We start from the raw sequence: 25441 nt of genomic DNA, 5'->3' as shown, positions 1-25441 counted from the left end.
CCCTACTCCGCCTTAACCTTTTTAATCTCTTCCGTCAGCTTGGGCAGAACTTCGAACGCGTCACCGACGATACCGTAAGTGGCGAGCTTGAAAATCGGCGCATCGGCATCTTTGTTGATGGCGACAATCGTGCGGCTGGTGCTCATGCCCGCGACGTGCTGAATCGCGCCGCTGATACCGACGGCGACATACAAACTCGGCGCAACGACCTTACCCGTCTGACCGACCTGCTCATGATGCGGCCGCCATCCGGCATCCACGACCGCGCGCGACGCGCCGATGCTTGCACCGAGCGACTTGGCCAGGTCTTCAATCAGGTTCCAATTCTCAGGGCCCTTCATGCCGCGGCCCGCGCTAACCACGACATCGGCTTCGGTGACATCCACCATACCGCCTTCCTGCATCTTCTCTTCGACAATCTTCGCGCGAATTTTCGATGCATCAAGGGCCACACTCGTACTCGTGACCTCGGCGCTGCCGCCCACTTCCACAGGCAGAAATGCCTTTGGACGCAAACTCAAAATACCAAACGGCCCGGTGACCTTCGCCCACAACTGCACCTTCCCTGCATAAATCGGACGGAGCGCACAGACTGCGTTGCCATCCACTTTCAGATCCGTGCAATCAGTCAGCAACGGCGCGTTGACGCGCGCTGACAAGCGTGGAGCAAAATCTTTGCCTTGTGCACTCGCGCTCAGCACGACGGCCTTAGGCGAATGGGCCTTGATGACTTCCGCCGCCGCCTGCGCGTAACCTTCGGAGGAATACTGCGCCAGTTCAGGATTAGTCAATTGAATGACTTTCTTCGCGCCAAACGCACCGAGCGTCGCCGCGTCGGAGCATTCGGCAAACGTCACGGCCACCACTTCGGTGGAGAGCATTTGCGCGAGCTTGTGCGCGCCGCTCACGGCTTCGCGCGCGGACGGCTTCAGCTTGCCGCCCTTGGAATCACAGAATACGAGAATCATCGAGGAAGGTATGAAATATGAGGTATGAGGAATGAAATCGGAAACAGCCATCACTCCGGCCGCGGAAAATCGCGCGCGCCGGCTTTGAGTTCGGACAGATCTTGCGCCACCATCATCTGGACGAGCTCCGGCAACTGCACACGCGGCTCCCAGTCCAGCAGCCGTTTAGCTTTGCTCGCATCGCCAACAAGCAAATCAACTTCGGCGGGCCGCACAAACTTCGGATTGACGCGCACGTACTGCTCGTAATCAAGCCCTAACCCGCCGAAGGCCAGCGCGCAGAACTCGCGCACGGAATGCGTCTTGCCAGTGGCGATGACAAAATCTTCCGCGGCATCCTGCTGGAGCATGCGCCACATGGACTCGACATAATCCCCGGCGAAACCCCAGTCGCGATGCGCATCCAGATTGCCCAATTCGAGCACATCCACGAGACCGAGCTTGATCGCCGCCGCGCCGCGCGTAATCTTGCGCGTGACAAATTCCTTACCGCGCCGCGGTGATTCGTGATTGAATAAAATCCCCGACACCGCGAACAAATCGTAGCTCTCGCGTGCGTTGACCGTAATGTAATGGCCGTACACCTTGGCCACACCGTAGGGGCTGCGCGGATGGAACGGTGTCAATTCGTTCTGCGGCGTCGCGCGCACATTGCCGAACATTTCCGATGACGACGCCTGATAGAACTTGATCGCCGGGTTGATCTGACGAATCACTTCCAGCAGGCGCGTCACGCCCAGCGCGGTGTATTCGCTGGTCAGATTCGGCTGTGCCCACGACGACGGCACAAAACTTTGCGCCGCAAGATTATACACTTCGTCAGGCCTGGCTTCGCGCACGACGTGCTGCAGAGAATTCGTGTCCAGCAGGTCGCCCGGCAGCAGCGTCACGCGCTCGCGCAGATGCTCGATGCGTCCCAGATTATCGCCCGAGCTGCGCCGAACCATGCCGCAGACGTCATAGCCTTTAGCCAGCAGCAGCTCCGCTAAGTAGCTGCCGTCTTGTCCGGTGATTCCGGTAATCAGTGCGCGCATGGAATCAAACTTGGTGCAGGAAATCGGCTACGCCTGAGCCTTATCACTCTTGTTCAATTCAACTTTGCCCGCGCCCAGTGCAATGCGCACGAGCACGACGGCCATGTCGTCGCCCAGACTTGTGTTGTCCGGCGTCACCCGTTGGAACAGAAGCTGCGCGATATCCGGCAGCGGTTTGTCGCGATGTTCGGACAGGAAGTACTGCAAACGTTCGTAGCCGAACATATCTTCGAATCCGATTTCCGCTTCAGGAATACCGTCGGTGTAAAACGCGAGCAGGTCGCCCGGTTCAATCGAATATTCCATGTGAATGTAGGGGAACATCTCCATCACGCCGAGCATGATGCCGCCGGCGTCAAGCTCCACGATGCCGCCGTGCTTGCGCACGAGATAGCCCGGGTTGTGACCGGCGTTGCAGATCGTGAGCATCGAGCGGTCGGCGGAAATTTCGGCCATCATCATTGTCACGAAACGATCCGGCGAGGTGCGCCGCACCATTTCATTGTTAAGCAGCGCGACCATTTCATTGACCGGTCGGCGTTGGTTGGCAATAGCGTGCAGCGTCGCCTGCAAATTCGACATCAAGAGTGCGGCGGGCAGACCGTGCCCGGCCACGTCCGCCACGCAGATCAATACGCGACCGTCCTCCAGCGGGAAGAAGTCGTAGTAGTCGCCGCCCACCGACTGCATGCTCTGGTGCAGACCAAGCACTTGCAGACCGCGCACCTCCATCGGTCCCTTAGGCAGGAGCTTTTGCTGCACCTGCCGCGCGCTTTCGAGTTCCTGCGCATACTCTTCCGCCTGCTTACGGCGGCGCTTGTCGCGTTGCCGCAATTCCCAAATCGCAAAACCGCCGATGATGGCGCAGACGATGGCCACGCCAATTGCCCACCGCGCGGCCTTCGGCCATTTCTTGAATGAACTCAGCGCCGTGCGTTCGATCGGCAGGGCCACGCGATAGGCGAGATAAACCGTTTCCGGCGAAGTATTGTGGAAAAACAACCCTAACACGCGGCGGCTGTCATCGCGCGTTGCCCGACCGTCAAACGTCGCCTGCTTCGGGCGCAGCGTCTGCGCGGGCGGCAGCGGAATGGTATTAGGATAGTCGCGGCTTGTCGGAGTAAACGTGCGCAAGCTCTTGGACAGCGGCAGCATCTCGCGTGACCAGAACGGATCGTTCGGTGCGCTTGGATAGGTCAATACGACTTCGTCATACTGCCAGGCGAATAGCGTCCCCGTCACTTCACGGCCCGACGCGGATTCCACGAACCAACTAAGGGCCTTGGTCGGCGCTTTGGCGCCGGGTTCACCCGACAGCGTCGTTGTCGTCGTTACGTGCAGTCGCGGCGGGTCAAAGGCCAGAGCATGCTCGATGAACGTCGAGTCGTATCCGCTGACGGTGCCCAACCGGCCGCGCCGTTCGAGATAGATCGAATCGCGCTGCTCGTACACCTGCCGCAGTGCCGCGACGGTCAGTGAATCCACGCCGCTGACCCGTAATCCCTGGGCGGCATACTTCGCTTTGGGCGGCAACACTTCTTCCTGCAATTTCCCCTCGCGCCACACTGTAAACGGCAGCACGGTAATTGCCAGCCACGGCGAGTGCTCAACCTGCGTGGCAACACGCGCTTCACGCGGTAACCACGGCGGTGGCGTGCGGCCCGGCGCGCGGTGAAAGATGATCTCCCCGGCCTCAGGAATGTCGCATTCGAGTCGCAGCGTAACACTACCGCCGCGCTTGGCGCGGTCCCGGAATGAGATTGTGCCGGCGTCTCCCAGCCAGCGCTTCACGGTCACATCGCCGGGAATCGAATCGCCCGCCGGCGTCATCGCCCAGAAGCGCACGAGATCGGACGGTAATTCGAGATTCAGAATTGTCTCAAAACGCGTCGTGTCCGGCATCATGAACTCATAGTCCACGCTGAACCGGTCGCCAGCGGCCATCACCACAACATCTTTCTGCACCGACTGTACCGGAAACGGCGTACGACCGCTCTTGCCGAATTGCGGCCAGGCGGCGAGCACGATGGGTCGCGCACGTGTCCCGGCCTTGCGCACGACGATGCGATAGAGCGCGTCCGTTGCGATCTTGAGCTCTTCCTGCAAATCTTCGCGGGCTGGACCAAAGGCGCGCGACCAGATCTCGCCGCCGATGTTCGAGTTGACGCTGACCCGCGTCTCCCCGTCGTCCATCTGCCCCTCTTCGAGCAGCAGGGACCAGTGCAGCAAGTCGCCCTTCATCAGCGACAGCTCGATGGACACGGAATCACCCGGGATCAGAAGCTGTCGCCGGATGTCGGAGAGCGGTGTTTGCGCCGCCGCACCGGCCGCCAGCAGCAGCACGCCGAGCCAGATCATGGCCGAAAGTTTACGCATCGCTATCGCCGACCAGCTTGCGCGCATACCACGAACGCTCTTCGTTTTCAAATTTGATCGGCTTGTAGTTGTCCAGGATTTGTGCGTGTGATACGGCCGTGAACTCGGTATCCACGACTTCAAAGATGCCGTTGCCGGTGCTTTCAATCGCGTGCGGCGTCGTGTCGCTAAAGGTGCTGTGCAGCACACGCACCTCTTGACAGCCTTCGGTGATCACCCCGCTGCCGCCGATGCGCTCAATTAGAGAATTGTCAAGGTGAACGATGCGCGCTTCTTTTGCGAACAGTGCGCCGCGTTCGCAATCGGCGATCGAACTGTTCGCCACCGTTATACGCGAACTCGAATCTGCGGCGATGCCGTATTTCCCGCCCTCGATCGAGCAGAAGGTCACGTCGCAATTGCCGCTCGTGATGTGCAGTACCGGTTGGGTGCGCACCTTCCCGACCAGCGAGAGGTTTTTCAGCACAACGGTTGTTGCGGCGCAGAGTATCACGGAATCGCGGTCGGTTGTCAGCACAATATCTTCGTGTGAGCCGATGCCGGCGATTTCCAAGTCTTTGTCTATCGAGAACGATCCGGTGTATTTCCCCGGATGAATGTGAATGACGTCACCGGAGACGGCCTTCGCCACGGCCTCTGCGGGCGTGGCAAACGCACCTGCGCGGTCGGGAGCAACATGGTGAACAGTGCGAGCGTCGGTCATAAGCGGTTCCTGCCGGAGCTTAGTGCGGATGAATGGATAGTGGATTGCGGATTAGACATCCCAGCGGACGGCCCCGGTCGCGAGGTCGTAGAACGCCGGTACGATAGCGATAGTGCCGATTTCGAGCGCATCGAGAATGGCGGGAGATTGCTGGGGAAGCTGCGCGACGATATTGCGCGTGTTCTGGCGGGAGACTTCGGCGGCCAGCTCGTCGCCCGAAAAGCCCTCTTTGCGTTTGGCGACCACGATGGTGCCCAGTCGGGCGATAACGGCTGAAACGGCGCCGCGCAGCGGCAGGTCCGAGACGGCGGCTTGAATTGCGCCGCAGCTCGAGTGCGCCATTACCACGACGAGTTTCACTTCCAGCGCTTCAACGGCGAACTCGACCGAGCCGACGACTTCCGGCGTCAGAATCGTTCCCGCCACGCGTACAACGAACAGGTCGCCCTGTGATTGATCAAACAAAATCTCCGGCGCGACGCGCGAATCCGAACAGGTGACTATACACGCGAACGGCTCTTGTGACTCAACAAGCCTGGCCCGCAACGCCGCGTCAGCGCGCCACGGCTGCGGCATACCGTTCATATAGCGCGTGTTCCCCTCGCGCAATGCCTGAATCGCCGCCTTCGGAGAGAGAATCATGAACGCTGTATTACAGCACCTTCGCTTCTTCGCGCAGCTTCTGGATCAGCGCGGGGATGGCATCCACGCCGGTGCCCAGAATCTGGCCGGGCTGACGGTCGGGCTTGGGCAGCACTTCCAGGGCCATCACTTGAATCTCGCCTGCTTCGCCCGCCACATCGTCAATCGGCTTCTTCTTCGCGGCCATGATGCCCTTGAGCGATGCATAGCGCGGCTCGTTCAGACCCTTTTGCGTCGTGATCACACACGGCATCGGCGTTTCAACCACAACGACGCCGCCCTCCACTTCGCGCTCGCACAACAGCTTGCCGTCCTTCTGTTCGATCTTGACGACCACGCTGACCGAGGGTAGATCCAGCAGCTCGGCGACCATCAAGCCGACGCCGTGATTATCCGAGTCAATCGCGGACTTGCCGCACAGAATCAAATCAAAAGTCTGCGTCTTCGCGGCGGCGGCCAGTGCGCGGGCAGTAGCCAACGCGTCAAAGCCGGTCTCGGCCTTCACATGAATCCCGCGATCCACGCCCATGGCCAGCGCGGTGCGCAGCACTTTGGGCACGTCATCGCCGCCCAGACTGACTGCCACGACCTCGCCAGAGCCGGCGGCATCGCGCATTTTCAGCGCTTCTTCCACGGCAAATTCATCGAATGGATTGAGCACAAAGGTAACGCCGTCGAGGTGCACGGACTTGCCGTCCATGCTGGGCTTGATGTTGGCCTCGCTGTCAGCGACGGCCTTAAGCAGCAAAAGAATGTTCACGGGTTGCGTAAGTCAAATAAAATGAATGGCTACAAAAGGGGAGAACAAGTAGTAAGTTTAGCCATTTTTGCTCAAAGTTTCAAGTATTTGCCACACTCTTCGTGTGCAGGTGCTCTCCCTTGATGGCCACAACTGCCAGCGTCCCGACAATAAGCGTGATGAAAGCCACCCCGGCGGGCATGGCAAAACCAGTCCATATTAGGGCCAGAGCCAAGTAGCCGCCGAGCACCAGCGCGTGGAACAGCAGCGCCCCCAGAATTCCCACACGCATGAATAGCCAACCGGCCATCAGCGACCAAACGACCCAGTGCAAGGCCCCGACCGAGAGCCAATTTGAAGCGTCAAAACCCACGAAATAGGCCGCCGTTCCTGCCATCAGCAGCAGCGCCGTCATCGTCCCGCGCACCCAGAAAATCAGCAGCGGGAACAGCCAGAGCCGGAAGACCATTTCCTCCCACAGCACCGACTTCGCAACAAGTATTGGCGTGGCGAGCATCGGCGCCGGCGACGCGATGATCTCGGCGATGTGCCGCAGACTTTCACCCGCCAGTCCGCCGACTTCATCCCAATACCCGAACGCCGCCTCGAACGTCAGAAACAGTGCCGCAGCGGGCAACGCCCACCGTGCCGACTGAATCCACGCGCCAGTCCAGCCGCGGTGCGACGGGGCAATCCGCGTGAGCGTCGAAATATTCGGCATCAGATCGCGTGAGATGGATTCACCCGATGCCACGATCAGCGTGATGAGAATGCCGGTCTGTAACGCCTCGACCGCCGCGGCAAGTGACACGCGCAGCACAAAATCTTCGGCCTCGCTCCCGCCGGGAATCAGCAGCGTCGCTTGCGACATCGTCAGTGCGCGGGCTATCAGCACGACCAGCATCGAGACCACACCCCACCACGCGCCGCGTCGCCACGAAATCGGGTGACGATGGTGCAGGATGATCTGGAAGACTCCAAAAATGATCAGCACAAAAGCCAGCAAGCGCAACCGTGCGCCGGGAGGCCGCGCCATCAGCGGCACCGCCTCCGGCGCCGCGCGCACCGCAAAGGACGTCAGCTCGCGCCCCGTCATGCACACATCGTAGTAACGCGTCTGGCCCGTCGCCTGCGCGTCGGTGAACGTGTAGTAATGGTCGTTGCGCTGCGGCATTTGCGCCAGCGAATCCTTCACCAACGTCAGCCGGTCCGCACCGATGCCCAGTCCGGTGGCCAACTGCTCCATCACGGCGAAGTACGCTTCCGTCTTGCCCTGTTTCAATCCGGGCTCGAAATCATCTATATCGCGCTCGACGCCATAGATGTTGCCGGCCGGAGAAACGAGAATCGTCCAACTGTCATCGCGGCGTTCAACATGGAAATAGCGGTTGACATAGCCCACTGCGGGTGCGTAGCCGAACGCATGTTCATCCCGCGCCGCGTTCCATACACCGTCATGGCGGTACTCCGCCGCCTGAATCAGCGAGTACTCATCGAGCTTGACGCCCTGCTTGAACAAGAACTCTTCGGCTATCGCGCCCGCTTCATCGAGCCGAAGCCAATCCCACTCCCACGGTCGGCACGTCACACCCACCGCCAGCAGCACGATGACGTACAGCAGTGTGCGCATCGCCATCGAGCGTACGAGCACGGGAAACCACGTGCGCGCACGCCGACGCAATTCGCGCCGTGTAAATTGTGTGAAGTCAGGAGTAGTCATGCATCAGATTTCCCCCGCGGACAGGGGATAAGGAAGGAGCAAACACCAAAGCAACTTTGCCACACCAAGCGCCCGCGTCGGCACATTGGATCCGGCGGCTGCGCTGGCCGGCTAATAGATCAAACTGACATCGCCGCGGCCTTCGCGCAGCACGACCGGGTTATCGGGGTCGGTGCAATCCACAATCGTCGAAGTATCGCTCTTCAGCACACCGCTATCCAGTATCACGGCAATGGCCTCGCCCCAATGATGCACGATCTCATTGGGGTCGAGCATCGGATCTCCGTCTCGGTCGGTTACCGATGTCGAGAGAATCGGGCGGCCGAAGGCTTTCAACAGATCGCGGCACACGGGATGCGCTGGCACGCGTACGCCGACCGTCTTCTGTTTTGTCAGCAAGAGCTTAGGCACCTGCCGCGTCGCCGGTAGAATGAACGTAAACGGTCCGGGAATGCAGCGCTTCATCATCTTGTAAACCGGCGTTTCGATCTTGGCGTAGTTGCTGATGTCGGACAGATCGGCGCACAAAAACGAGAGCGCATGATATTTTGAGTAGCCCTTGAGCTGCAGCGCGCGCTCCATGGCGGACTTGCTCTGCACGTCGCAGCCCAGTCCGTAGACCGTGTCGGTCGCGTACGCGATCAGTTCGCCGCGTTCCAGCGCTTCGATGGCTTTCTGAATCGCGCGCGCGTTAGGGTTGGCAGGATGGCACTCGTAGATCATGTACGGATTGTCATGGCGTCACGCTGCCGCGCAGAAAATAGCAGCGCCGGTCATAGGTTAGTATTTCATTCTCCAGTATCCACTCGTGTTCACCGGTCGTCCCCAGCAGCACGGGGGCCGCGTCACTCTGCGCGTCGTAGGCGAACACTTGATAGTACAGATTTGCATCGTCGTTCCACCGCAACCGTAAGTCATTGCCCGCGAGCGCAATCGTCAAACCTCGCGGCGTCAATCCGGGAAACACATCCAACGCGGGCTGCGCGTCGCCGGCACAATCGAACAATGCCAGATTCTCCCAGGGCGACATAAATGTCGCAGTCGGAATCCACGCGGGTTCCCACAGACAAATCAGCGGGTCATCCAATCCCGGTATCGCCGCCAATCGGTCGCGCAGATTTCCAAGATAGAACGCCTGTCCCAGCGGCGTCGCCGGAAACGCGGGCAACAGCGGCGTATCTTCACCGACGATGTTCGGCTCGCTATCGCACCAGCCTGTCGTGTACGGATATGCCGTTTCGACAATCTGCACGCTGCATCCGTAGCGCGCGTTGAGCGCCGTCACATTATTCACGAGATCATTGATCGTGCCGTGCCACCATGGATAGTACGACAGACCTATCACGTCGAAGACGACTCCGGCCCCGACAAGATGATCGAAGAACCAGATGCACGCGTCAGCATCGCCGCCCTCTTGGTGATGCATCACGATGCGCGGCCACGACACCGGCGGCAGACTGTCGCGCACGCCGCGGACACCCTGATCGAGCAGACTGGTCAATTGGTTCCACTGCGTCGGCGTGTCAAACGCGCCGCCGATGCGTCCCCAATTCCACAACATTCCACCGCCGATTTCATTGCCAATCTGCACGGCCTCCGGCAGCACGCCCGCGTCACGGAAGCGTCGCATCACGTTGTTCGTGTAGCGATAGACCGAGTCTTCAAGCTGCGCGAAATTCAGACTCTCCCACGCGGCGGGCAAAGCTTGGTGCGCGGGGTCTGCCCAAGTGTCGCTGTAATGCAGGTCAAGCAGCAGTTCGTAACCCAAATCCTGCGCGCGCGCGGCAAAGGCCAGCACTGAGTCAATGCCGTGCCATGGTTCACTCGGCGAGTGCCACAATCGTAAGCGCAGGACATCCACGCCCGCTGCGCGCAAAATTTCAGGCGCCGAACGCGTGCAATCGGCTCGGGCGAAGGTCGCGCCGTGGGCCTCAAGCCTGGGTACGATCGAGAGATCGCAGCCCCACCGCGGCGCAGCAGCCAGCCCGGTCGAGCCCAACAGCAACAACCATGCACCGATCCAGCGACCTAACGTCATATTCCCGCCGTACTTTAATGTACTTCACTTCCACTGACTGCGCAAGTCCAATGCCGAAAAAAGCCCGAAGCTGCTGCTTCGGGCTTGCAATATCTCATGATCGGAGTGCCCTCACTCCTTCGGTAAACTACCCATCCACCTGTTCGGTGTCTTCGGCCACGGCCGGCGCATCAGTACGCGCAAAACCCGGGAAGGTGTCAATCTCTTCGAACACGTAATCCAGCGGATTGACGGCCACGCCGTTCACGCGGACTTCATAGTGCAGATGCGGCGCCGTCGAACGGCCTGTCGAGCCAACCTGCCCAATGACCATTCCCTTGTTGACCTTTTGGCCCTTGCGCACCGAGATCTTATGCAGGTGGCCATACGCCGTCTGATAGCCGCCGCCGTGATCAATCACGATGAACTGGCCATAGTTGTAGTAGCGTCCGGCATAAATCACCGTACCGGCGGCCGTGCTAATGACCGGCGTTCCACGCGGCGCGGAAATATCCATGCCGTCGTGGTGCGTTGCCTTCTTGGTAAACGGATCAACGCGCACACCGAAGCCCGACGTATAATAGCCCGCTTCGCACGGGCGCAAAGTCGGCAGACTCTCGAGGAGCTGCACGTTCTGCTCGAGCTTGGAATGGATCTCCCGGAAGCTCGTTTTCTGCAATTCAAGCTCGCGATCCAGCTTATCCAGCACCGAAGCCAATTCCGTCGCCTCGGGCACCATCGGTCCCGGCGGCAGCAATTCGACCGTACCGCCCACTCCGACCTTGCGAACATCCTCGGCAATAACCGGCAGGTCGGCCATCAGGCGCAGCATGTTATCGGTTTCAGCCAGAGTCGAGAGCTTCTGTTCGACGGACTTGATCTTGTTATCAAAAGTAGCCAACTGCTCGCGCAAGGCCTGATTCTCGGCCTCGAGCTGAGCTTTATCGGAATCCCCAACCATTCGACTGGCCAGGAATCCGGTCACGACGTTAAAGAGCAGGAAGCTCGCCACCAAACCCGCCAGCAAGGCCTTCGCCTTGGCTCGCGAGAACGTGAACTCGACCTTCTTGCTCAGGTCGTGCGATAGTAAGATTAATGAAAACTTGCGATTCGCCATTCAACTCGAATTCTTGTCACCACAACATCTTGGGGTTCAGCGGGCTGCGGGACCCAATCTCCGGGGGCACCAGCGCGAACTTTATAGCAATTAGTGGCCGGACGATGAACGTTAGGGTATTGTTTTGAAAGCGCTTAAAACACCATGTGCGTCTTCTCACAATGCAGGCCGAAAGTAACAAATAAATAGCAACTTGTCAAGCTAAATATTGCAAATCTGCGGCCAAGTTTTCCACACTTTTCGCGCCCCACTGTGCATATTGCATGGGTCAGGCCAAAAGCGTATCTTAGGAAAGTTGGAAATTCCCACTGAGACCACAAGATGGCCAAACGTTTGTCCGCCCGGGTTCGCCCCAAAAATCAGATCACACTCCCGCAGCGGCTGGTCACCCATATCGGTCTCAAGGAGGGTGATTTCGTTGAATTTGAAATCACTTCGACAGCACATCCGGTCGAGCCGGGGGCCATCGTGCTGCGGCCCAAACGGCTAACGGAAACGCCCACACCCCTGGAACCAGTGCCTCCATTGCGCGAGGAACAGGAATTTCCCGGAGTCAAAACCGCCATCGCGGAGCTCAAAAAGCGCCTGACTTAGTGTCCGCCGCAACCGCAGCCGCCGCCTCCGCACGTGCCTCTCGGCTCCCCGCACATGCCGACACTTTCAAAGTTCTGTTTGTGCGGAGATGCTGTCAAAGAGAACAATTTCTGTAGGTTACGCTCGGCTTCGCAGTTTGGACAATAGCCCTGCGTGCGATCTTGCATGCGCTTCTCAAGCACTTCGACCACGTTGCCGCAGGTTTCACACTTGTACTCGTACACCGGCATGGGTTTTATCCTATGTTAATGAAGAATTTGTTGTAGAATGACCCAACGGGAATTGATAGCCGCCGTCTGTGCCCGCACCGCCTTGCCGGACCAGACCGTCCGTGAGATGTTGCAAGTTGTCGTCGCAACCATCCAAGATGCGGTGTGGGATGGCGACAAGGTGACGATAAACAACTTCGGGTCGTTTTATCTTGCCGAGCGCAAAGCCCGGGCCGTTGCTACACCTGAGACCCCGGCCCCTCCCGCTACGCGCAAGTATCCCAAATTTGCTCCCGCGCCCTACTTTGAAGAGCTCGTTCGCTGAAACTGCGGTCCCCGGAGGCCTGATGATACGGTTCGCTCTGATTGCAACGCTGCTGGTCCTGTCCAGTTCCAGCATAGCCGAAAATACGGATTTTTCACTACAGACAACAGGGGCCAAGCAGGTTGTCCAGTTTGTCTCGGACGCTCCGCTCGAACGCATCGTCGGGCGCGCCGACGGAATTTCTGGCAAAATCAGCCTCAATCTGTCCAACCTGACAGACGGGGCTGCGGGCACAGTGACCGTGGACTTGAAAACGCTCGACACCGGCCTGTCGCTGCGCAATCAGCATATGCGTGAGAATCATCTGCATACAGCCGAGCACCCGGATGCCGTTTTTACCGTTACCTCCATTGCATCCGCTGACCCATCTGACATTTCCGGCGGCGGCGTCGCGGCAACGCTCGTGCGGGGTCAACTCGACCTCCATGGCGTCAAGCAGGAGTACGAGATTCTCGGTTCGCTGTCATTTGACAAAACCGACGGGACGCTGCGCGCCCAATACATCTGGCCCGTGCAGTTGAAGGATCACCAGATCCCGCGCCCGGCCTTCCTGTTTATGAAGCTCTCCGACACACAGGAAATTACCATAGACCTGCAATTCCACTGATAGGAGGCGGCGATGGCCAAAGGACATGGCGAGATTCTGATCCTTACGACGATTGACCATGAAGAGAAGGCGGTGCGCTTTGCCAAAGGCCTTCTGGACAAGCGGCTGGCGGCCTGTGTAACGCGCCTGCCGGGTGGACATTCGATGTATCGCTGGGAGTTCGCTGAAGTGACCGATAACCCGGAGATCGTGTTATTGATTAAATCGCATCATTCGCGATTGTCTGAGATCGAAAGCTATTTTGCCGACGAGCATCCGTACAGTGAACCGGAGCTGCTCGTTTTCGACGTCGCCGGCATTGGCGACAGCTACCGCGCCTGGCTGATGAAGGAGATCGGATTGTAGCAATTGCCATAGCAATCGGCGCGATCCTTGCGATCTGGAACAGAAACCGCAGGGAGTTCGTTGAATGAGTAAGCTGAATTAATTGGAAAGTGAGCCGCAGATGTCCACAACGACCGTGCCCCCGGCGGGCAAGAATTTGTGGGATGAAGTACGCGAAACGGTGTTGGGCGGTTTGGGCGACTGGCGCGAGCGCGGCGAAGAGCTGGCGCGGCAGGGTCGCATCCGGATGGATGAAGCTCAGACGGAGCGGCGGCTGCGCACGGCGCAGGAAGCGTTGGGTGCCAAGTGCCACGAGTTTCTGGCGCGCGGCGAGAGCGTTTCGCCCGAGCATCCGGTGATCGCGCAACTCTGTCAGCGCGTTCGTTACTATCAGGATGATCTGACGCGTTTGAGACACGCGCGCACCGAACACGCGACCGCGTAAATTTGATCCTACAAATGTGCTGTAAAGCAACAGAGGCGAGCCGTATGGCTCGCCTCTGTGCACTCTAATAACTTCACACCAATAACAATCGTCAGTTTTGTGGTGCAGACCTACTACGCAATCCGGTCTATTCGAATCCCAGCAATTCGATGTCGAAGACGAGTGTGGCGTTGGGCGGAATCACGCCGGGATAGCCGCGCTCGCCGTAGGCCAGTTTGCCGGGGATGATGAACTGCGTCTTGCCACCCTTTTTCATCAATGCGACGCCCTCATCCCAGCCGGCGATAACGCGCTTTTGTCCGAGCGGAAATTTGTACGGCATGCCGCGATCCACGGAGCTGTCAAACTTGCGGCCATCGGGGAACCAGCCGCTGTAGTGCACCTGCACCTTGTCCCCGGGTTTGGGGCTGTCTCCCGTGCCGGGAGTCATCACGACATACTGCAACCCGGACGCGGTGGTCACGGTGTCGCCGGTCACCTTCCACATCGAGCGGTCCGGCAGGCTTGGAGTCATCAGTCACGGGAGTCGTCTTGGTATTTTCGGTCTTCTTGGGTTCCGCAGGCGCGGTCTTGGCGGTTTCAGTGGTCTTATTGCCACAGCCGATCAGGGCTGCGAGGGCGCACGCGGCGGTAAGTCGCAGGAATTGCTTCATAACAGTCCTTCTTGACGGGAATCGGGCCGGAAATGGCCTTGTTTTTCACTGTGCAAAGCCTTAATATAAGAAAAGCGCCGTCTGGCGCAACTCATACATACATTTATTCTTGAAAGGCCTCTGGCCATGCCTGCGAACCGTAACATACTCGAAATCAATACCCGGCTCTGGCTGCGCGAGCTGGGGGGTGGTTCGCCGCTCCCGCTGGGCGAGGTGTCGGCGGAGTTTCCGGCCCGTTGGAAGGCGCGCGGCATTGACATCGTCTGGATGATGGGTGTCTGGCTCCCCAGCGCTGCGTCACGCGAAATCGCCCGCACGCACGAGGGCCTCAAGAAAGATTACGCGGCCGTTTTGCCGGATTGGACCCCGGCCGACGTGACGGCCTCGCCCTACGCTATCGTAGGCTATGAGGTCAATCCCGAACTGGGGGGCGAAACCGGTCTGCGCAAATTCCGCGAATTGCTGCACGCGCACGGCCTCGCGCTGATGCTTGATTTTGTGCCCAGCCACACCGCCCGCGATCATCCGTGGACGAAGACGCACCCCGAGTACTACGTGCAGGCGACCGAAGCGGATTTGGCGCGCGATCCGGACTCATTTTTTAAAGTCGAGAGCGATTTCGGACCGAAGGTCATCGCGCACGGCCGCGATCCCTATTTCCCCGCTTGGACCGATACGGCTCAACCCGATCTGCGGAAAGCCGAGACGCAGGCCGCGATTATCGAGTGCATGCTGTCCGTGGCCGACCGCTGCGACGGCGTGCGCTGCGACATGGCGATGCTCATATTGTCGCACGTCTTTGAGCGCACGTGGGGCGGTGAGATGCGCGAGTTTTGGCCGCAGGCCGTGCAGCGCATTCGCGCCCAATATCCCGAGTTCATCTTCGTCGCCGAAGTCTATTGGGGGCTCGACAAAGAGCTGACCGACATGGGTTTCGACTTCACCTACGACAAAGAGCCGCTCGATTGGGCCGTCGGTCCGACGGGCTTCTCCCGTGTGCAGTTTGACTATGACGATGTAAAGCATCGCAACCGCCTGCGTTTCCTCGAAAACCACGACGAAGAACGCATCGCGGCGCGGCTCTCCTTCCCCGTGCATCGCGCGGCGGCGGCCTGGATCTATCTCTTGCCGTCGGCGAATCTCTTCTACATCGGGCAGATCTTCGGCAACAAGCTCAAAGCTCCGGTGCAACTGCTGCGGATGCCCAAGGAAGATCCCGATCCCGAGATTGTGAAGTTCTACGATCAGCTTCTGCCCGTGCTGGCGTTGCCTGCAGTGCACGAAGGCGCATGGTGCTTTTTGCATCCGCGGCAGGCCTGGCAAGGCAATGATTCGCATTGGCAGGTGCTTTCTCAAGCATGGGATTTGGGCGAACAGCACCTGCGCGTGTTCGTCAATTGGGCCGACTATCGCAGTCAGTGCTGGGTGGACTTGGGCTTCGGCAATTTGCAGGGCAAGGAGGTCCTGCTGCGCGATCGCATTTCGTCGAAGGTCTATATTCGCGACGGGATGGAACTGATGCTGCGCGGATTGTATTTGGATTTGGAACCGTGGGAATCGCACGTCTTCGAATGTGAAGTGCGCGACGCCGCGGCGGTGACGGACTTCACGGACACAGAGCACGAGTCCGCCATGCTGCGCGACTCGAAAAATTGGAAGATCAAAGTCTCGAAATGATTCTCATTACCGGAGCGGCGGGATTCATCGGCAGCGCCTGTGCCTGGGCGCTCAATCAGCGCGGCATCACCGACCTTGTGTTGGTGGACAGTCTGGGCAAGGCGGAGAAGTGGAAGAATCTGCGCGGGCTTCGCTTTCGCGAGTTCGTGGAGCGCGGCGACCTGTTCGACGACCTCGAGCACGCCGACTGGGCACTCGAAGTCAAAGCGATCATTCACATGGGCGCCTGTGCCGACACCACGCAGGTGGACAGCGACTATCTGCTCACGTGGAACTATGAGTACTCGAAGCTGCTATGTGATTGGGCTCTCGGCCATGGCGTGCGTTTCATCTACGCATCATCGGCCGCGGTCTATGGCGACGGTGCGCTGGGGTTTTCCGACGACGACAGCTTGACGCCGCGGTTGCGTCCGTTGAATGCGTACGGCTTCTCGAAGTGGCTGTTTGACATGTGGGTACTCGAACATCACCTGCAGAATCAGGTCGCGGGCTTGCGCTTTTTCAACGTATTCGGTCCCAACGAGTATCACAAGGCGCGCATGGCCAGCGTCATCCTGCACGCCTATCCGCAGGCGCGCGACACCGGCAAAGTGCGGCTGTTCGAATCGCATCGTTCCGATTTTCAGCACGGCGAACAGCGCCGCGACTTCATACACATCGCCGAAGTCTTGACGGGCATCAAGTTCCTTCTGGAGAAGCCCGAAGTCAACGGCATCTTTAATCTGGGCACGGGGACGCCGCACACCTACAATCAGTTGGCCGAGAACGTCTTTCACGCGCTGGGCAAGCCGGTGAATATCGAATATTTTCCGATGCCTGAAGACCTGCGCAATCGCTATCAATACGAGACCTGCGCCGACATGCGTAAGTTCAACGCGGCAGGCCTGCCGAAATTCGCCGATCGTTTCGGCGAGTTCGTGCAGAGCTACGTGCGCGACTACATGGACAAGGGCGGCCGGTATCTGCCGGACCTATAATCCTGTTTATAGTTTACACACAAACCGGGGCGGCTCTCAGTAGAGCCGCCCCGGTTTTTTTCTGTCAAGGCGAATGGCGAACTATTTTAGCAGAATGACCTTCTGCAGACTCTGACGGCCCAGCGCGTCAAGGCGTACGAAGTAGACGCCCGTCGGCAAGGACTTGCCGCTGGAGTTTTCCGCGTTCCATGTCAGGGTGTGCTCGCCCGCTTCGAAGCGGCCTTCGGTAAGCGTGGCGACCTCTTCACCCAGCACGTTGAATGCGCGGATGCTGACCTGCGCCGTTGCGGGCAGCACAAAGCTCAGAGTCGTGCTCGGATTGAACGGATTCGGATAGGCGCCCTTCAGACCGAACTCGGTCGGCAGCGTCGCCGCACTGATCGTCTGCGTTTCACCGATGCCGTCAAGATTATTCTCGCTGTCGCGCAGTTCATAGCGCACGCGCAGCATCGGCAGCGTATTCTCCGGCAACGTCGTCGTTAACACGGCCAGCGATCCACTGCCCGACACGCCGGGTGCCGTGCGGCTCAAGCGGCCCATGCTGATGTCAGCCACACCGCGGTCGTTATGCGACAGGAAGATCGTCTGGGCGCCGCGCGCGAGCAGATTGCCTTCGCGTACGTCACTGATCACCGCGCCCGGATTGAGCACTTCGACATACAAGTGCGCGCTCGTGAGATCTTCGGCCTCAGGCAGATTGATCGTCACGGTCGTCATACCGTTCTGTGTCGCATAAGTGATATTGAGCTGTTCGGTGTCATCAAGCGCGCCCGCGTCGTCCCGGCGCGGCTCACTAAACGCACCGCCCTGGCTTGTAAACCACGTATACATCGTGGAGAGCGAGAGCAGGTCGAAGGCGTCAAGTTTGCCGTCGGGATTAGCGATCAGCGCCGGTACCGTCGTGCCGATGTACGGCCCGATGTCCGCGATCGGATCGAAGATTGTACCGTCGCCGTTCCAGCCTTGCGTGAACACATTCACGTCGGCGAAGTTGATCTGCCCGTCCGGTTCGGGCCGCATCGTCGGCGCCGTACCCGGTGTTCCGCCGGTCGTCGCGAGATCGGCCAGATAGCCGACGCGCAGCGAAATGCCCGTGCGCACGCCGTTGGTCACAGCCACATTGCCGACGCCGCGCAAATCCGTCGCCGCGGCAAAGCTGATTGCGCCGGTCGCCGGCACGGTCAACGCCGTCAAGGCGCGTACCGTCACCGAGGCAACGGTGCGGCGACCCGAGAGCGACAGACCGTCGTCGTCACCCACCATCGCCGCGTTAATATCAAACGTGCCCGCGGCGTTATCCACGTCGGTCAGGAACACCGTGTTGGTGAAGCGTTCGCCGCTCCACAGACTACCTTCGCTGATGCTCAAGACCTGAATCATCGCCGGCGGGAACGTGCACGAGGCGCGCACCGAGATCAGTGAATCAGGATTGTTGAGCACAAGCGACAGCGTGCGCACGGCGCCGGGCTGCAACAACAGATAGCTGTCATTATCGAGGCCGTCAACAAACGCCAGCTCCGGCGTCACGTTGGTGCTGTCGGTTCCGTCCGTACTGTCGCTGCCGAATTCCACCAGCCAATCGCGGCTGACGATTTTCATCACTTGGTCGCGGTCACCGTCGGCCGCCAGAATCACCAACCCGCTGTCCTCGGACATGACGCCCAGACCGAGCGGATTGACGAACTGATTGAGTGAGTTGCCCAAGGCTCCGGCCAGCGCCACGTATTCCGGCGCCGAGCTGCCGCCCGATCCGGTCGCTTCACCGTCCTTGTAAATCACCACCCGGTCGTTGCCGTTGTCGCTGACAACAAGGTAGGACTCGTTGTTGAGCGTCACGACTTCAATGTCCTGCGGTGCGCTAAGCAGATCCGTTCCGCCGGTCACCTGCTGCCAATTCACAATCGGACTCGACCATGAATCGGGATTGACGCTTTCGTCCGGCGTGTATGAGAACTTCTGCAAACGGTCATTGCCCGTGTCGCAGACGTAGACGTCATAGGCGCCCAGATTTTCGTTGTAGGCCGCAGCGATACCACGCGGATAGGACAATTGACCGCTCGCGCTGCCCATCATCCCGAACTCCGCCTCGTCCACCGATTCTTCGTAGCGCACCCGGATGAAGATACCATCCGCTGGAATCGCGCCATGGGCGCCGTCGCCGAAGCGCAGTTCACGCGTATAGCGGTTCACTTCACAGTAGCGGTCGGTCGGACCCGCGATCAACAGATTGTCCACAATCGTCCACGGCACGCTGTCGGCGCTCGCCCAGACGGTGAAGCTGTTCTCGCCGCCGATCGTTGCGAGCTTGAAGGTCTGTCCCGGCGTGCCATCCGACTGCCCGGGAACGTCCCAGCGCTCGTCGCCGGCGAAGCAGTTGTCAATGTTCTCATACGCGCGAATCACCTTCACGCGATGATTGTCCGTATCAGAAATGAACAGCAGGTCGTTCTTTTCGGCGGGCGTGCCGTCGAGTTCGTAGTAGTCGCCGACGTTGAAGTTTGTGGCGTCCACATCGTCGGTCGAAGAGATCGCATCGGACGTATTCGTGATGGTGAACGACAGACCCGGAATACCGGCCGCATCGGCTTCGCCGTGCGTCCACACGCGCCACGACTGAATGATCGCCAGCGTCGTCTGATCCGTCACGGTTACCACACCGTCGAGCACCTTGAACATGCCGCGCGGTGAGCCGCCGCCGAGCGTAGTGTAGGCCTTGGCACAGGCCATGAACGGAGCAGTACGTCCTGCCACATCCGGGCAAACCAGACGCGGTTCGAGCGCAAACTCGGTCGCGGCGCCGCCTACGGCCAGAATTTCGCGGCCCGCATCCGTGGTGAGCGGCGACCATGTATCCGTCGCCGTGAAGTACTTCTTGTAACGCAAGCCTTCCTGATCCACGGTTGTACCGAACGGATAGAGGATATGGATGTCGTCATCGGCGTCCACGGCCACGCTGAACGACATCGGGGCGACATCGTCACCCGTTGTGACTGCCGTTCCAGCGCCGCTCGTGAAGTTGCCGTCGAGTGCTGAGATCATGTTGTAGCGCAAGTCGGCTTGATCAACGCCGTACGTCTCCGTGCCGGTGCCGGCCCAGAACACGTAGATGCTTTGATCCACTCGGGCAACTTGCGGTAAGGGGAACGCTTCGCCGCGTCCACCGCCATCGGCCACGAAACCCGCTGCCGTGGTCACCGGATCAGGCGTGGCGGCCGTGAAACCGCCGGTTTCATAGCTGCCCCACACCGCGCCATTGAACAGGAGGAAGCTGATATCCGCAGGTGCGGCAGCATCCGACACATAGGCCAGGTAGATGCGGCCCACGGCGTCTATCACGGCATGCGGCGCCGCGAAACCGGTTCCGCCGCCGTTTGCGATCAGCGACGCCGCGCCCCACGATCCGTTGTAAACGCGATAGTAGACGTCGTCGTCACCCGCCCACAACAGATGCACGTTGTCGGACGGGTCAACCAGCAAGTTTGCGTAGCGATTCTCGGTCACGGTTGCGGGAGTCAGCGTCGTGGTGAGTTCCACGCCGGTTGACCAGCTAATACCGTCAGATGAAATCGAGTGATAGAGGTGGCGATCGCCGGAACCGTTCACGGCCTCGTACACGACGTGCAGATTGCCTGTACTCTCGAGGGCAATACGCGGGCGATCATGCGCCCCCGTCAACGTTGCCGCCGAAATGGTGATCGGATCCGACCACGATTGACCGTAGTCATCGCTGTAGCTGTAGGCCGTGCCGGGATCGTCATTGTCAGACGTCATAACCATGTGCAAGCGACCGCGAGCCACATCCCATGCCAGGTCCACTTCTTCGGCGTCCGGCGCGGCTGAACCGTTCATGGCCGTACTCGTGTCAAAGCTGAACGTGATGCGGTAATCGTGACCGAGATAGGTGTTCTGATTGGTGATGCTCTCGGTGAGCGTGCCGTTCGCCGCGCCAGCGGGTGTGCCTTCAGCGACGATGCCGTCGGTGTTGGTGCCGCGATCCACGACTTCAACGTCATACGGCCGCCCCATCGCGCCCGGATATTCGTCTACGAATGAGAAAGTTCCCGCCGAGCCGATATTGGTGAGATCGTAGCTGGCGAGCGTCCCATTCTCGCCGGTCAACGCGTTGACCAAGTACAGATCCACAACCGCGCCTGAGCGCACCGAGGCATTGATCGCCAGTGAAGTCAAGTCAGTCATGGCCGGATCCGTTGACGAGGTGGCTTCATGCAATTGCAATGGAATGTCGGTCGGTGCGTTTTGATAGAGCACGTAGTCCACTTCGCCGGCTCCGGACGTACCGGGCGGCGTCGCGAACGCATATTCCACGCGCACGCTGTCTGCCGACTGCAAGTCCCAACCGAGCGGCAGCGTTGCCACACCGCCTGCGTTCGGCACACCGGTATAGACGATGGTGTAAACCGAGTCCGTGGACGTGTAACCGGTCAGAGAATTCACGCGACGGAAGAACTTGCCGTTTATCCACACGCGTTCACTGCCCGGCACCACTTCGCCGAGCGAGAATTTGATGGACCGTCCGCCGTAGTTGCCCTGCACGGGCGTACCACTGAAGAACAGCCCTTCGACGTTCCAGTTGACCGGGACGGCGAACACCTGCACGCGGCGATGGTCGTGGTCCACGACAAAGGCGCGCATCGCGTCAACCGATCCGAACAACTCAACCGCGCTCGGCGTCGAAAACGGTGTGGAGAACAGCGGCAGCGGGCTGTTCACTTGATAATCCAAATAGCTGCTGGAGTCGGCAGTCAAGCCGTGCCGCACCTGATAGTACGGTCCGTTCCATTCAATGAATGAACGGTACGTGGCGGCAGCTTGTGCCGTCGTCGCGCTCAGAATGCCGATAAGCAGCGTGACAAAGAGAATGTGCCAATTACGCATGGTCATGCTCCGGATGTTCCGGCAAATGTAGCCGGATATGTTGAAGTGTACAATCTTCATGTGATGGTTCACGGCGTCACCGTGATGGTTCCGACCCGCAGCGAACAGGTGCGCGCATGCGCCAGCATGTCGAGGCCGAAAGTCGAATCGGGATCGAATGCCGCGCCCGTTGCGCCGGGTTCGAGTCCGCGCAGTTCGAGATAGGCGAGCACGCCTTCGCCGTCGGCGGCCGTGCCGACGCGCTCATTGCCGTTGTATTCGATTGCCCATGTCATCGCGTTGGTCAGGCGATTGTCGGCGTGGGCGATATTGCGAAAGAAGTTGAAGCCCTGATGATCGTCGAAGAACGCGCCTTCGGTGATGCCGACGATTTCCACGTTGCCGCTGCTGAAAGTCAGCGCGTATTGCAGCGCGGCCAAGTCGTTGGCGGCTTCGATATGGACTGGAATCAAGGCAGTGTCACCCAGCGCGATTTGTGTCGCGGGAATCCACAGCGTCAATTGCGCGGCAGTGGCAAAACTTGAGTCCACGCCGTAACCGCGCAGGCCGTCGGCGTCCACGGCTTCCGGGCGAATCGCGTAGATTGTTGACGGCGCGAGGTCTTCGAGCAGTACGGTATGATCCATATACAGGTCGGCCAGCGCGAATGAGTCCGTCGCCGCGCCGACGCCGTAGTATAGAATTGTGCGCGCGGGTTCGTCCGTTTCCCAAGTCACCAGCGCGGATGATTCGGTAATCTCCGTGATCGTCAGTTGCGTGACAACCGGTTCAGGCGTCGCCTTGTCCGGCGTGATGAATTCACCCGAGCAGTCGAGGCGCTCGCCCTCTGCGTCAATCACGGTCAGCCGATAGATGTAGTTCGTGTTGAACGCATAGTTGTTCAGCCCGACGCTGTGCGTATCGGCCAGCACGTTGATGTTGAGCAGTTGCGTGAACACCGACACGCCGTAGCGCAGTTCACCCGTCGTCGGTCGGTTGGCCGACCACTCTACGCGCATCCGGCCATCCACGTCTACAACGCGGCAGTAGTCAACGGCGAACGCGTCCGGTCCGATGGGTGTGGTCGGTCCCGAAGATCCGCCGCTGCCGCAGGCTGAACAGAGCAGGGCGATGAGCGTGAGTGCCGTTATGGTCTTGGCCATTGCGAGTATCTGATTAGTTGCTGGTTTCATGAGTTCCTGACGAAGGTCGCGCCAACGCACCGGGTCCGGCGTCCACGCTCGTGAACATGATCTCAATTGAATCGCGGACGCCGTCGGCGTAGGCCATCAGCCATCCCAAACCTGCGACCGTATCGGCGGTCAGCGTATCGAGCGCCACGCCGTCGGCGGTGTAGATTGTCCCGGCGGCGAGCGTACCCATCGGGTTTAGCAGGATGATCCGCGTCGAGTCCGCCACGGGTTCTCCGTTGACGCGATACTCGACGAAGATCGTCATCGTTGAGACGCCGTCGGCCGGAATCGCGTCGGGCAGCGCTTCGACCGACAGCACGCGCGTATCTTGCGTATTCGGCTGTTCATCTTGCGAGGCGGTCGGCGACGTGCAGGACACGACAGTCAGGAGCAGCGCGTAAAGCAGGAGGACTCTCATTCGCCGTCCTCGCGCGGCGGCAAGGCCAGCGCCACTTCGCGGCCTGCATTGCGATAGGCCAGCAGGGTGATTTCGCGGGTTTGGGCCACGCTGATTTTCTCGTCTTCAATCGTCGAGAGCAGCGGGCTTTTGACGCCGTCACTCATCATGGCGGTGGCGAGCACGGTGCGCTCAGGATAGGCGGTCTGCTCGAACAGGTCCACCAGTTGCACGCGCAGTTTGCAGGCCGCTTCGAGTTTCGGCTGTGCGACGAGCAGCGGAATGCCCAGGCCACGGTCACGCGTGAATGTCTCGTCTTCGACGTGCGTGATCAACAGCCAGCGGACGGTGGGATAGGCCGCGTGCAGAGCCGCCATCGAATTCCAGAAGCTCGCGCGGTTCATCTCGTCAAACGGCAGACCGGGCCGGTCCAGCGATTCGAGCGGGACCACATATTCAAAAGCGGGCGCGAGTCCTTCGCGCAGTTCGTTCCAGAGTTCTTGATTGCCAGCCATTGGCGATTCGGCCAGCGGCGGCGGCAGCATGATCGCGCCGGTTCGCAGCGGCGCCGACTTCGGCATGGGTCGCGGCGGGAACACTGAGCGCGGCATGCGGCTGGTGAAGCTGAGTCCGACGGCTCCGCCCATCAGCGGGTCGCTTTCGAGTTCGGCATAGATTCCCGGATGCAGCGCGAAGCCCCACGGCAATTGTATGTCCAATCCGGCGCGCAGCGCTTCGGTGTCGGGCAGCTTGCCCACGCGGGTGATGGATTGCGCATAGCCCATCGAGGCGCCGATGCGCTTGCCGAACGGCATCAGCGCGAAGTTCATCCCCCAGCGCAAGGCCTGTTCACTATTGTCCGAGGTCCCAAAGTAGCCCAGATAGCCGCTGAGTTCCGCGGCGCGGCCCGGGGTCCAGGCTCCGCCGAGTGCGAACTGTCCGGCGGTTTGCTCTAAGGAGAAGGCGGGCAGGCTGACGACGGCATTGGTGGTGGAGTCGTAGTAGCTCTGGCCATCCCGGAAGCCTGTCGGCAGAAGCAGGTGACCGCTGACGCCGAGGCTGAGCTTATCCTTATAAGAGAGCGGCCACAGTGCCAGCCCGACGCGCATGTCTTCGGCACCGTTTTGGAACGCGCCGTGTCCTGATACATCTCTTGAGCCTGACGCCAGATCGAGGGCCAGACCGCGCGCCACACCCAGTTCGAACCGGATGCCGAGGCGTTGGTCGTCCCACGTGTCATTGGTCAATTGTGCCCCAAATCCGCTCAACCGGAAGTGCCCGGCAGGGACAGGTTTGCCCCTGCGGATAGGTCGGGACGCGCCCCGGAGGGCCAACTTAGGGCCTCCAAGGAGCCGACCAAGAGAAGTAGAATTAAAATTTTAGCTTTCATGTGACTCGGTATAACAGATGCCACAGCACCTTCTGCCGGACTTCAACAACGCAACCCTCATGCCACCCGCCAGCGTAGACGTTGGACCCGTTGCCGCTGGCGCGTTGCGCTTAGGGAGGGTGAGTTTTGAGGGGAGGCTGTAAGTTGGGAAAGAACAGGGCGGCGCTAACAATGGTCGGAACGGAGGGTGATGGGAAACAGGGGGTTGGTTTTGGGGGTGTGAACGGGGGTGCGAGAGGATTGGGTGGGGTCGGGGCGGGTTACGGGCAGGGTATAATATATGAACATTTGTTCAATTTGTCAAGGGGGCGGAGAAGTATGAAGTATGAAGTCAAGTATGAAGACGGAATGTAGCGCCCAGGTTTGTGGGCAAGAGCCCCTAAGACGCTCGCGCCGCTTTGGGGGATTTTGCGCGTCAAGCCGCGCGCTACAATCGGAAGAAAACGAAACCGGGCGGCC

23 protein-coding genes are annotated in these 25441 nt (G+C 59.7%); 7 read left to right on the top strand and 16 right to left on the bottom strand.

Features of this window, described 5'->3' with window-relative positions; translation table 11 throughout:
* Positions 1–2: 2 nt before the first annotated feature.
* From IPH10_13695 to IPH10_13650, 10 genes are all read right to left on the bottom strand, one after another.
* Positions 3–968: an electron transfer flavoprotein subunit alpha/FixB family protein gene (locus tag IPH10_13695; GenBank protein ID MBK6911959.1), complete on the bottom strand. Its 966-nt coding sequence runs from the start codon at positions 966–968 to the stop codon at positions 3–5.
* A 50-nt stretch (positions 969–1018) separates the two neighbouring features.
* On the bottom strand, positions 1019–2002 hold the full coding sequence (gmd, locus tag IPH10_13690) for a GDP-mannose 4,6-dehydratase (GenBank protein ID MBK6911958.1): 984 nt from the start codon (positions 2000–2002) through the stop codon (positions 1019–1021).
* Between the two features lie 27 nt (positions 2003–2029).
* A complete protein-coding gene (locus IPH10_13685) occupies positions 2030–4378 on the bottom strand; it encodes a serine/threonine-protein phosphatase (protein MBK6911957.1) in 2349 nt (782 codons plus the stop codon).
* Positions 4371–5081: a right-handed parallel beta-helix repeat-containing protein gene (locus IPH10_13680; protein MBK6911956.1), complete on the bottom strand. Its 711-nt coding sequence runs from the start codon at positions 5079–5081 to the stop codon at positions 4371–4373. Before IPH10_13680 ends, IPH10_13685 begins: the two co-directional genes overlap by 8 nt.
* Positions 5082–5132: 51 nt before the next feature.
* Positions 5133–5723 carry a carbonic anhydrase gene (locus IPH10_13675; GenBank protein MBK6911955.1) on the bottom strand — a complete coding sequence of 197 codons (591 nt, stop codon included), beginning with the start codon at positions 5721–5723 and terminating at the stop codon, positions 5133–5135.
* A 10-nt stretch (positions 5724–5733) separates the two neighbouring features.
* The gene (locus tag IPH10_13670; protein ID MBK6911954.1) at positions 5734–6483 is read right to left on the bottom strand and encodes an electron transfer flavoprotein subunit beta/FixA family protein; all 750 of its coding nucleotides are present in this window, start codon (positions 6481–6483) and stop codon (positions 5734–5736) included.
* 79 nt (positions 6484–6562) lie between these two features.
* Positions 6563–8182, bottom strand: a complete 1620-nt coding sequence (locus IPH10_13665) for a hypothetical protein (GenBank protein MBK6911953.1) — start codon at positions 8180–8182, stop codon at positions 6563–6565.
* Between the two features lie 111 nt (positions 8183–8293).
* Entirely contained in the window at positions 8294–8905 is a 612-nt protein-coding gene (locus IPH10_13660) for a threonylcarbamoyl-AMP synthase (GenBank protein ID MBK6911952.1), read from the bottom strand.
* Positions 8906–8915: 10 nt separating this feature from the next.
* Positions 8916–10220, bottom strand: a complete 1305-nt coding sequence (locus tag IPH10_13655; GenBank protein ID MBK6911951.1) for a glycosyl hydrolase 53 family protein — start codon at positions 10218–10220, stop codon at positions 8916–8918.
* Positions 10221–10347: 127 nt separating this feature from the next.
* A complete protein-coding gene (locus IPH10_13650) occupies positions 10348–11316 on the bottom strand; it encodes a peptidoglycan DD-metalloendopeptidase family protein (protein ID MBK6911950.1) in 969 nt (322 codons plus the stop codon).
* A gap of 321 nt (positions 11317–11637) precedes the next feature.
* Between IPH10_13650 and IPH10_13645 the strand changes: the two genes are divergently transcribed.
* Positions 11638–11910: an AbrB/MazE/SpoVT family DNA-binding domain-containing protein gene (locus IPH10_13645; protein MBK6911949.1), complete on the top strand. Its 273-nt coding sequence runs from the start codon at positions 11638–11640 to the stop codon at positions 11908–11910.
* Here the strand turns inward: IPH10_13645 and IPH10_13640 are convergent.
* The gene (locus tag IPH10_13640) at positions 11907–12140 is read right to left on the bottom strand and encodes a hypothetical protein (GenBank protein ID MBK6911948.1); all 234 of its coding nucleotides are present in this window, start codon (positions 12138–12140) and stop codon (positions 11907–11909) included. The two genes, IPH10_13645 and IPH10_13640, sit on opposite strands and share 4 nt — an antisense overlap.
* A 37-nt stretch (positions 12141–12177) precedes the next feature.
* On the opposite strand from IPH10_13640, the gene IPH10_13635 reads away from it, so the two are divergent.
* From IPH10_13635 to IPH10_13620, 4 genes are all read left to right on the top strand, one after another.
* The gene (locus tag IPH10_13635) at positions 12178–12444 is read left to right on the top strand and encodes an HU family DNA-binding protein (GenBank protein ID MBK6911947.1); all 267 of its coding nucleotides are present in this window, start codon (positions 12178–12180) and stop codon (positions 12442–12444) included.
* A gap of 22 nt (positions 12445–12466) precedes the next feature.
* Complete coding sequence (locus IPH10_13630) at positions 12467–13051, top strand: YceI family protein (protein ID MBK6911946.1); 585 nt, start codon at positions 12467–12469, stop codon at positions 13049–13051.
* A gap of 12 nt (positions 13052–13063) precedes the next feature.
* Complete coding sequence (locus IPH10_13625; protein MBK6911945.1) at positions 13064–13396, top strand: divalent-cation tolerance protein CutA; 333 nt, start codon at positions 13064–13066, stop codon at positions 13394–13396.
* 100 nt (positions 13397–13496) lie between these two features.
* Entirely contained in the window at positions 13497–13820 is a 324-nt protein-coding gene (locus IPH10_13620; protein ID MBK6911944.1) for a hypothetical protein, read from the top strand.
* A 127-nt stretch (positions 13821–13947) separates the two neighbouring features.
* On the opposite strand, the gene IPH10_13615 is transcribed toward IPH10_13620, so the two are convergent.
* The gene (locus IPH10_13615; GenBank protein ID MBK6911943.1) at positions 13948–14334 is read right to left on the bottom strand and encodes an FKBP-type peptidyl-prolyl cis-trans isomerase; all 387 of its coding nucleotides are present in this window, start codon (positions 14332–14334) and stop codon (positions 13948–13950) included.
* A gap of 265 nt (positions 14335–14599) precedes the next feature.
* Here IPH10_13615 and IPH10_13610 point away from each other — a divergent pair, with 265 nt between their 5' ends.
* Together IPH10_13610 and rfaD are read left to right on the top strand one after the other, a co-directional pair.
* Entirely contained in the window at positions 14600–16150 is a 1551-nt protein-coding gene (locus tag IPH10_13610; GenBank protein MBK6911942.1) for an alpha-amylase, read from the top strand.
* Positions 16147–17127, top strand: a complete 981-nt coding sequence (gene rfaD, locus IPH10_13605) for an ADP-glyceromanno-heptose 6-epimerase (protein MBK6911941.1) — start codon at positions 16147–16149, stop codon at positions 17125–17127. Before IPH10_13610 ends, rfaD begins: the two co-directional genes overlap by 4 nt.
* Positions 17128–17208: 81 nt before the next feature.
* Here rfaD and IPH10_13600 read toward each other — a convergent pair whose 3' ends face one another.
* The 4 genes from IPH10_13600 to IPH10_13585 all read right to left on the bottom strand — a co-directional run bounded on the left by IPH10_13600 (position 17209) and on the right by IPH10_13585 (position 24839).
* A complete protein-coding gene (locus IPH10_13600; GenBank protein ID MBK6911940.1) occupies positions 17209–22023 on the bottom strand; it encodes a T9SS type A sorting domain-containing protein in 4815 nt (1604 codons plus the stop codon).
* A 68-nt stretch (positions 22024–22091) separates the two neighbouring features.
* Complete coding sequence (locus IPH10_13595) at positions 22092–23165, bottom strand: hypothetical protein (GenBank protein MBK6911939.1); 1074 nt, start codon at positions 23163–23165, stop codon at positions 22092–22094.
* A gap of 13 nt (positions 23166–23178) precedes the next feature.
* Positions 23179–23613: a hypothetical protein gene (locus tag IPH10_13590; protein ID MBK6911938.1), complete on the bottom strand. Its 435-nt coding sequence runs from the start codon at positions 23611–23613 to the stop codon at positions 23179–23181.
* On the bottom strand, positions 23610–24839 hold the full coding sequence (locus tag IPH10_13585; protein MBK6911937.1) for a hypothetical protein: 1230 nt from the start codon (positions 24837–24839) through the stop codon (positions 23610–23612). Before IPH10_13585 ends, IPH10_13590 begins: the two co-directional genes overlap by 4 nt.
* Positions 24840–25441 lie beyond the last annotated feature (602 nt).

This window comes from bacterium (genome assembly GCA_016702305.1).
Taxonomy (GTDB): Bacteria; Electryoneota; RPQS01; order RPQS01; family RPQS01; genus JABWCQ01.
Note: the sequence above shows the minus strand (reverse complement) of the source record. Positions and strands in the feature narration are given on the sequence as shown.

What these genes read in the sequence shown, in the direction of transcription:
- IPH10_13695 (MBK6911959.1), bottom strand. Translation starts at nt 968, where the DNA reads ATGATTCTCGTATTCTGTGATTCCAAGGGCGGCAAGCTGAAGCCGTCC.
- gmd (MBK6911958.1), bottom strand. Translation starts at nt 2,002, where the DNA reads ATGCGCGCACTGATTACCGGAATCACCGGACAAGACGGCAGCTACTTA.
- IPH10_13685 (MBK6911957.1), bottom strand. Translation starts at nt 4,378, where the DNA reads ATGCGTAAACTTTCGGCCATGATCTGGCTCGGCGTGCTGCTGCTGGCG.
- IPH10_13680 (MBK6911956.1), bottom strand. Translation starts at nt 5,081, where the DNA reads ATGACCGACGCTCGCACTGTTCACCATGTTGCTCCCGACCGCGCAGGT.
- IPH10_13675 (MBK6911955.1), bottom strand. Translation starts at nt 5,723, where the DNA reads ATGATTCTCTCTCCGAAGGCGGCGATTCAGGCATTGCGCGAGGGGAAC.
- IPH10_13665 (MBK6911953.1), bottom strand. Translation starts at nt 8,182, where the DNA reads ATGACTACTCCTGACTTCACACAATTTACACGGCGCGAATTGCGTCGG.
- IPH10_13660 (MBK6911952.1), bottom strand. Translation starts at nt 8,905, where the DNA reads ATGATCTACGAGTGCCATCCTGCCAACCCTAACGCGCGCGCGATTCAG.
- IPH10_13655 (MBK6911951.1), bottom strand. Translation starts at nt 10,220, where the DNA reads ATGACGTTAGGTCGCTGGATCGGTGCATGGTTGTTGCTGTTGGGCTCG.
- IPH10_13650 (MBK6911950.1), bottom strand. Translation starts at nt 11,316, where the DNA reads ATGGCGAATCGCAAGTTTTCATTAATCTTACTATCGCACGACCTGAGC.
- IPH10_13645 (MBK6911949.1), top strand. Translation starts at nt 11,638, where the DNA reads ATGGCCAAACGTTTGTCCGCCCGGGTTCGCCCCAAAAATCAGATCACA.
- IPH10_13640 (MBK6911948.1), bottom strand. Translation starts at nt 12,140, where the DNA reads ATGCCGGTGTACGAGTACAAGTGTGAAACCTGCGGCAACGTGGTCGAA.
- IPH10_13635 (MBK6911947.1), top strand. Translation starts at nt 12,178, where the DNA reads ATGACCCAACGGGAATTGATAGCCGCCGTCTGTGCCCGCACCGCCTTG.
- IPH10_13630 (MBK6911946.1), top strand. Translation starts at nt 12,467, where the DNA reads ATGATACGGTTCGCTCTGATTGCAACGCTGCTGGTCCTGTCCAGTTCC.
- IPH10_13625 (MBK6911945.1), top strand. Translation starts at nt 13,064, where the DNA reads ATGGCCAAAGGACATGGCGAGATTCTGATCCTTACGACGATTGACCAT.
- IPH10_13620 (MBK6911944.1), top strand. Translation starts at nt 13,497, where the DNA reads ATGTCCACAACGACCGTGCCCCCGGCGGGCAAGAATTTGTGGGATGAA.
- IPH10_13615 (MBK6911943.1), bottom strand. Translation starts at nt 14,334, where the DNA reads ATGACTCCAAGCCTGCCGGACCGCTCGATGTGGAAGGTGACCGGCGAC.
- IPH10_13610 (MBK6911942.1), top strand. Translation starts at nt 14,600, where the DNA reads ATGCCTGCGAACCGTAACATACTCGAAATCAATACCCGGCTCTGGCTG.
- rfaD (MBK6911941.1), top strand. Translation starts at nt 16,147, where the DNA reads ATGATTCTCATTACCGGAGCGGCGGGATTCATCGGCAGCGCCTGTGCC.
- IPH10_13600 (MBK6911940.1), bottom strand. Translation starts at nt 22,023, where the DNA reads ATGCGTAATTGGCACATTCTCTTTGTCACGCTGCTTATCGGCATTCTG.
- IPH10_13595 (MBK6911939.1), bottom strand. Translation starts at nt 23,165, where the DNA reads ATGGCCAAGACCATAACGGCACTCACGCTCATCGCCCTGCTCTGTTCA.
- IPH10_13590 (MBK6911938.1), bottom strand. Translation starts at nt 23,613, where the DNA reads ATGAGAGTCCTCCTGCTTTACGCGCTGCTCCTGACTGTCGTGTCCTGC.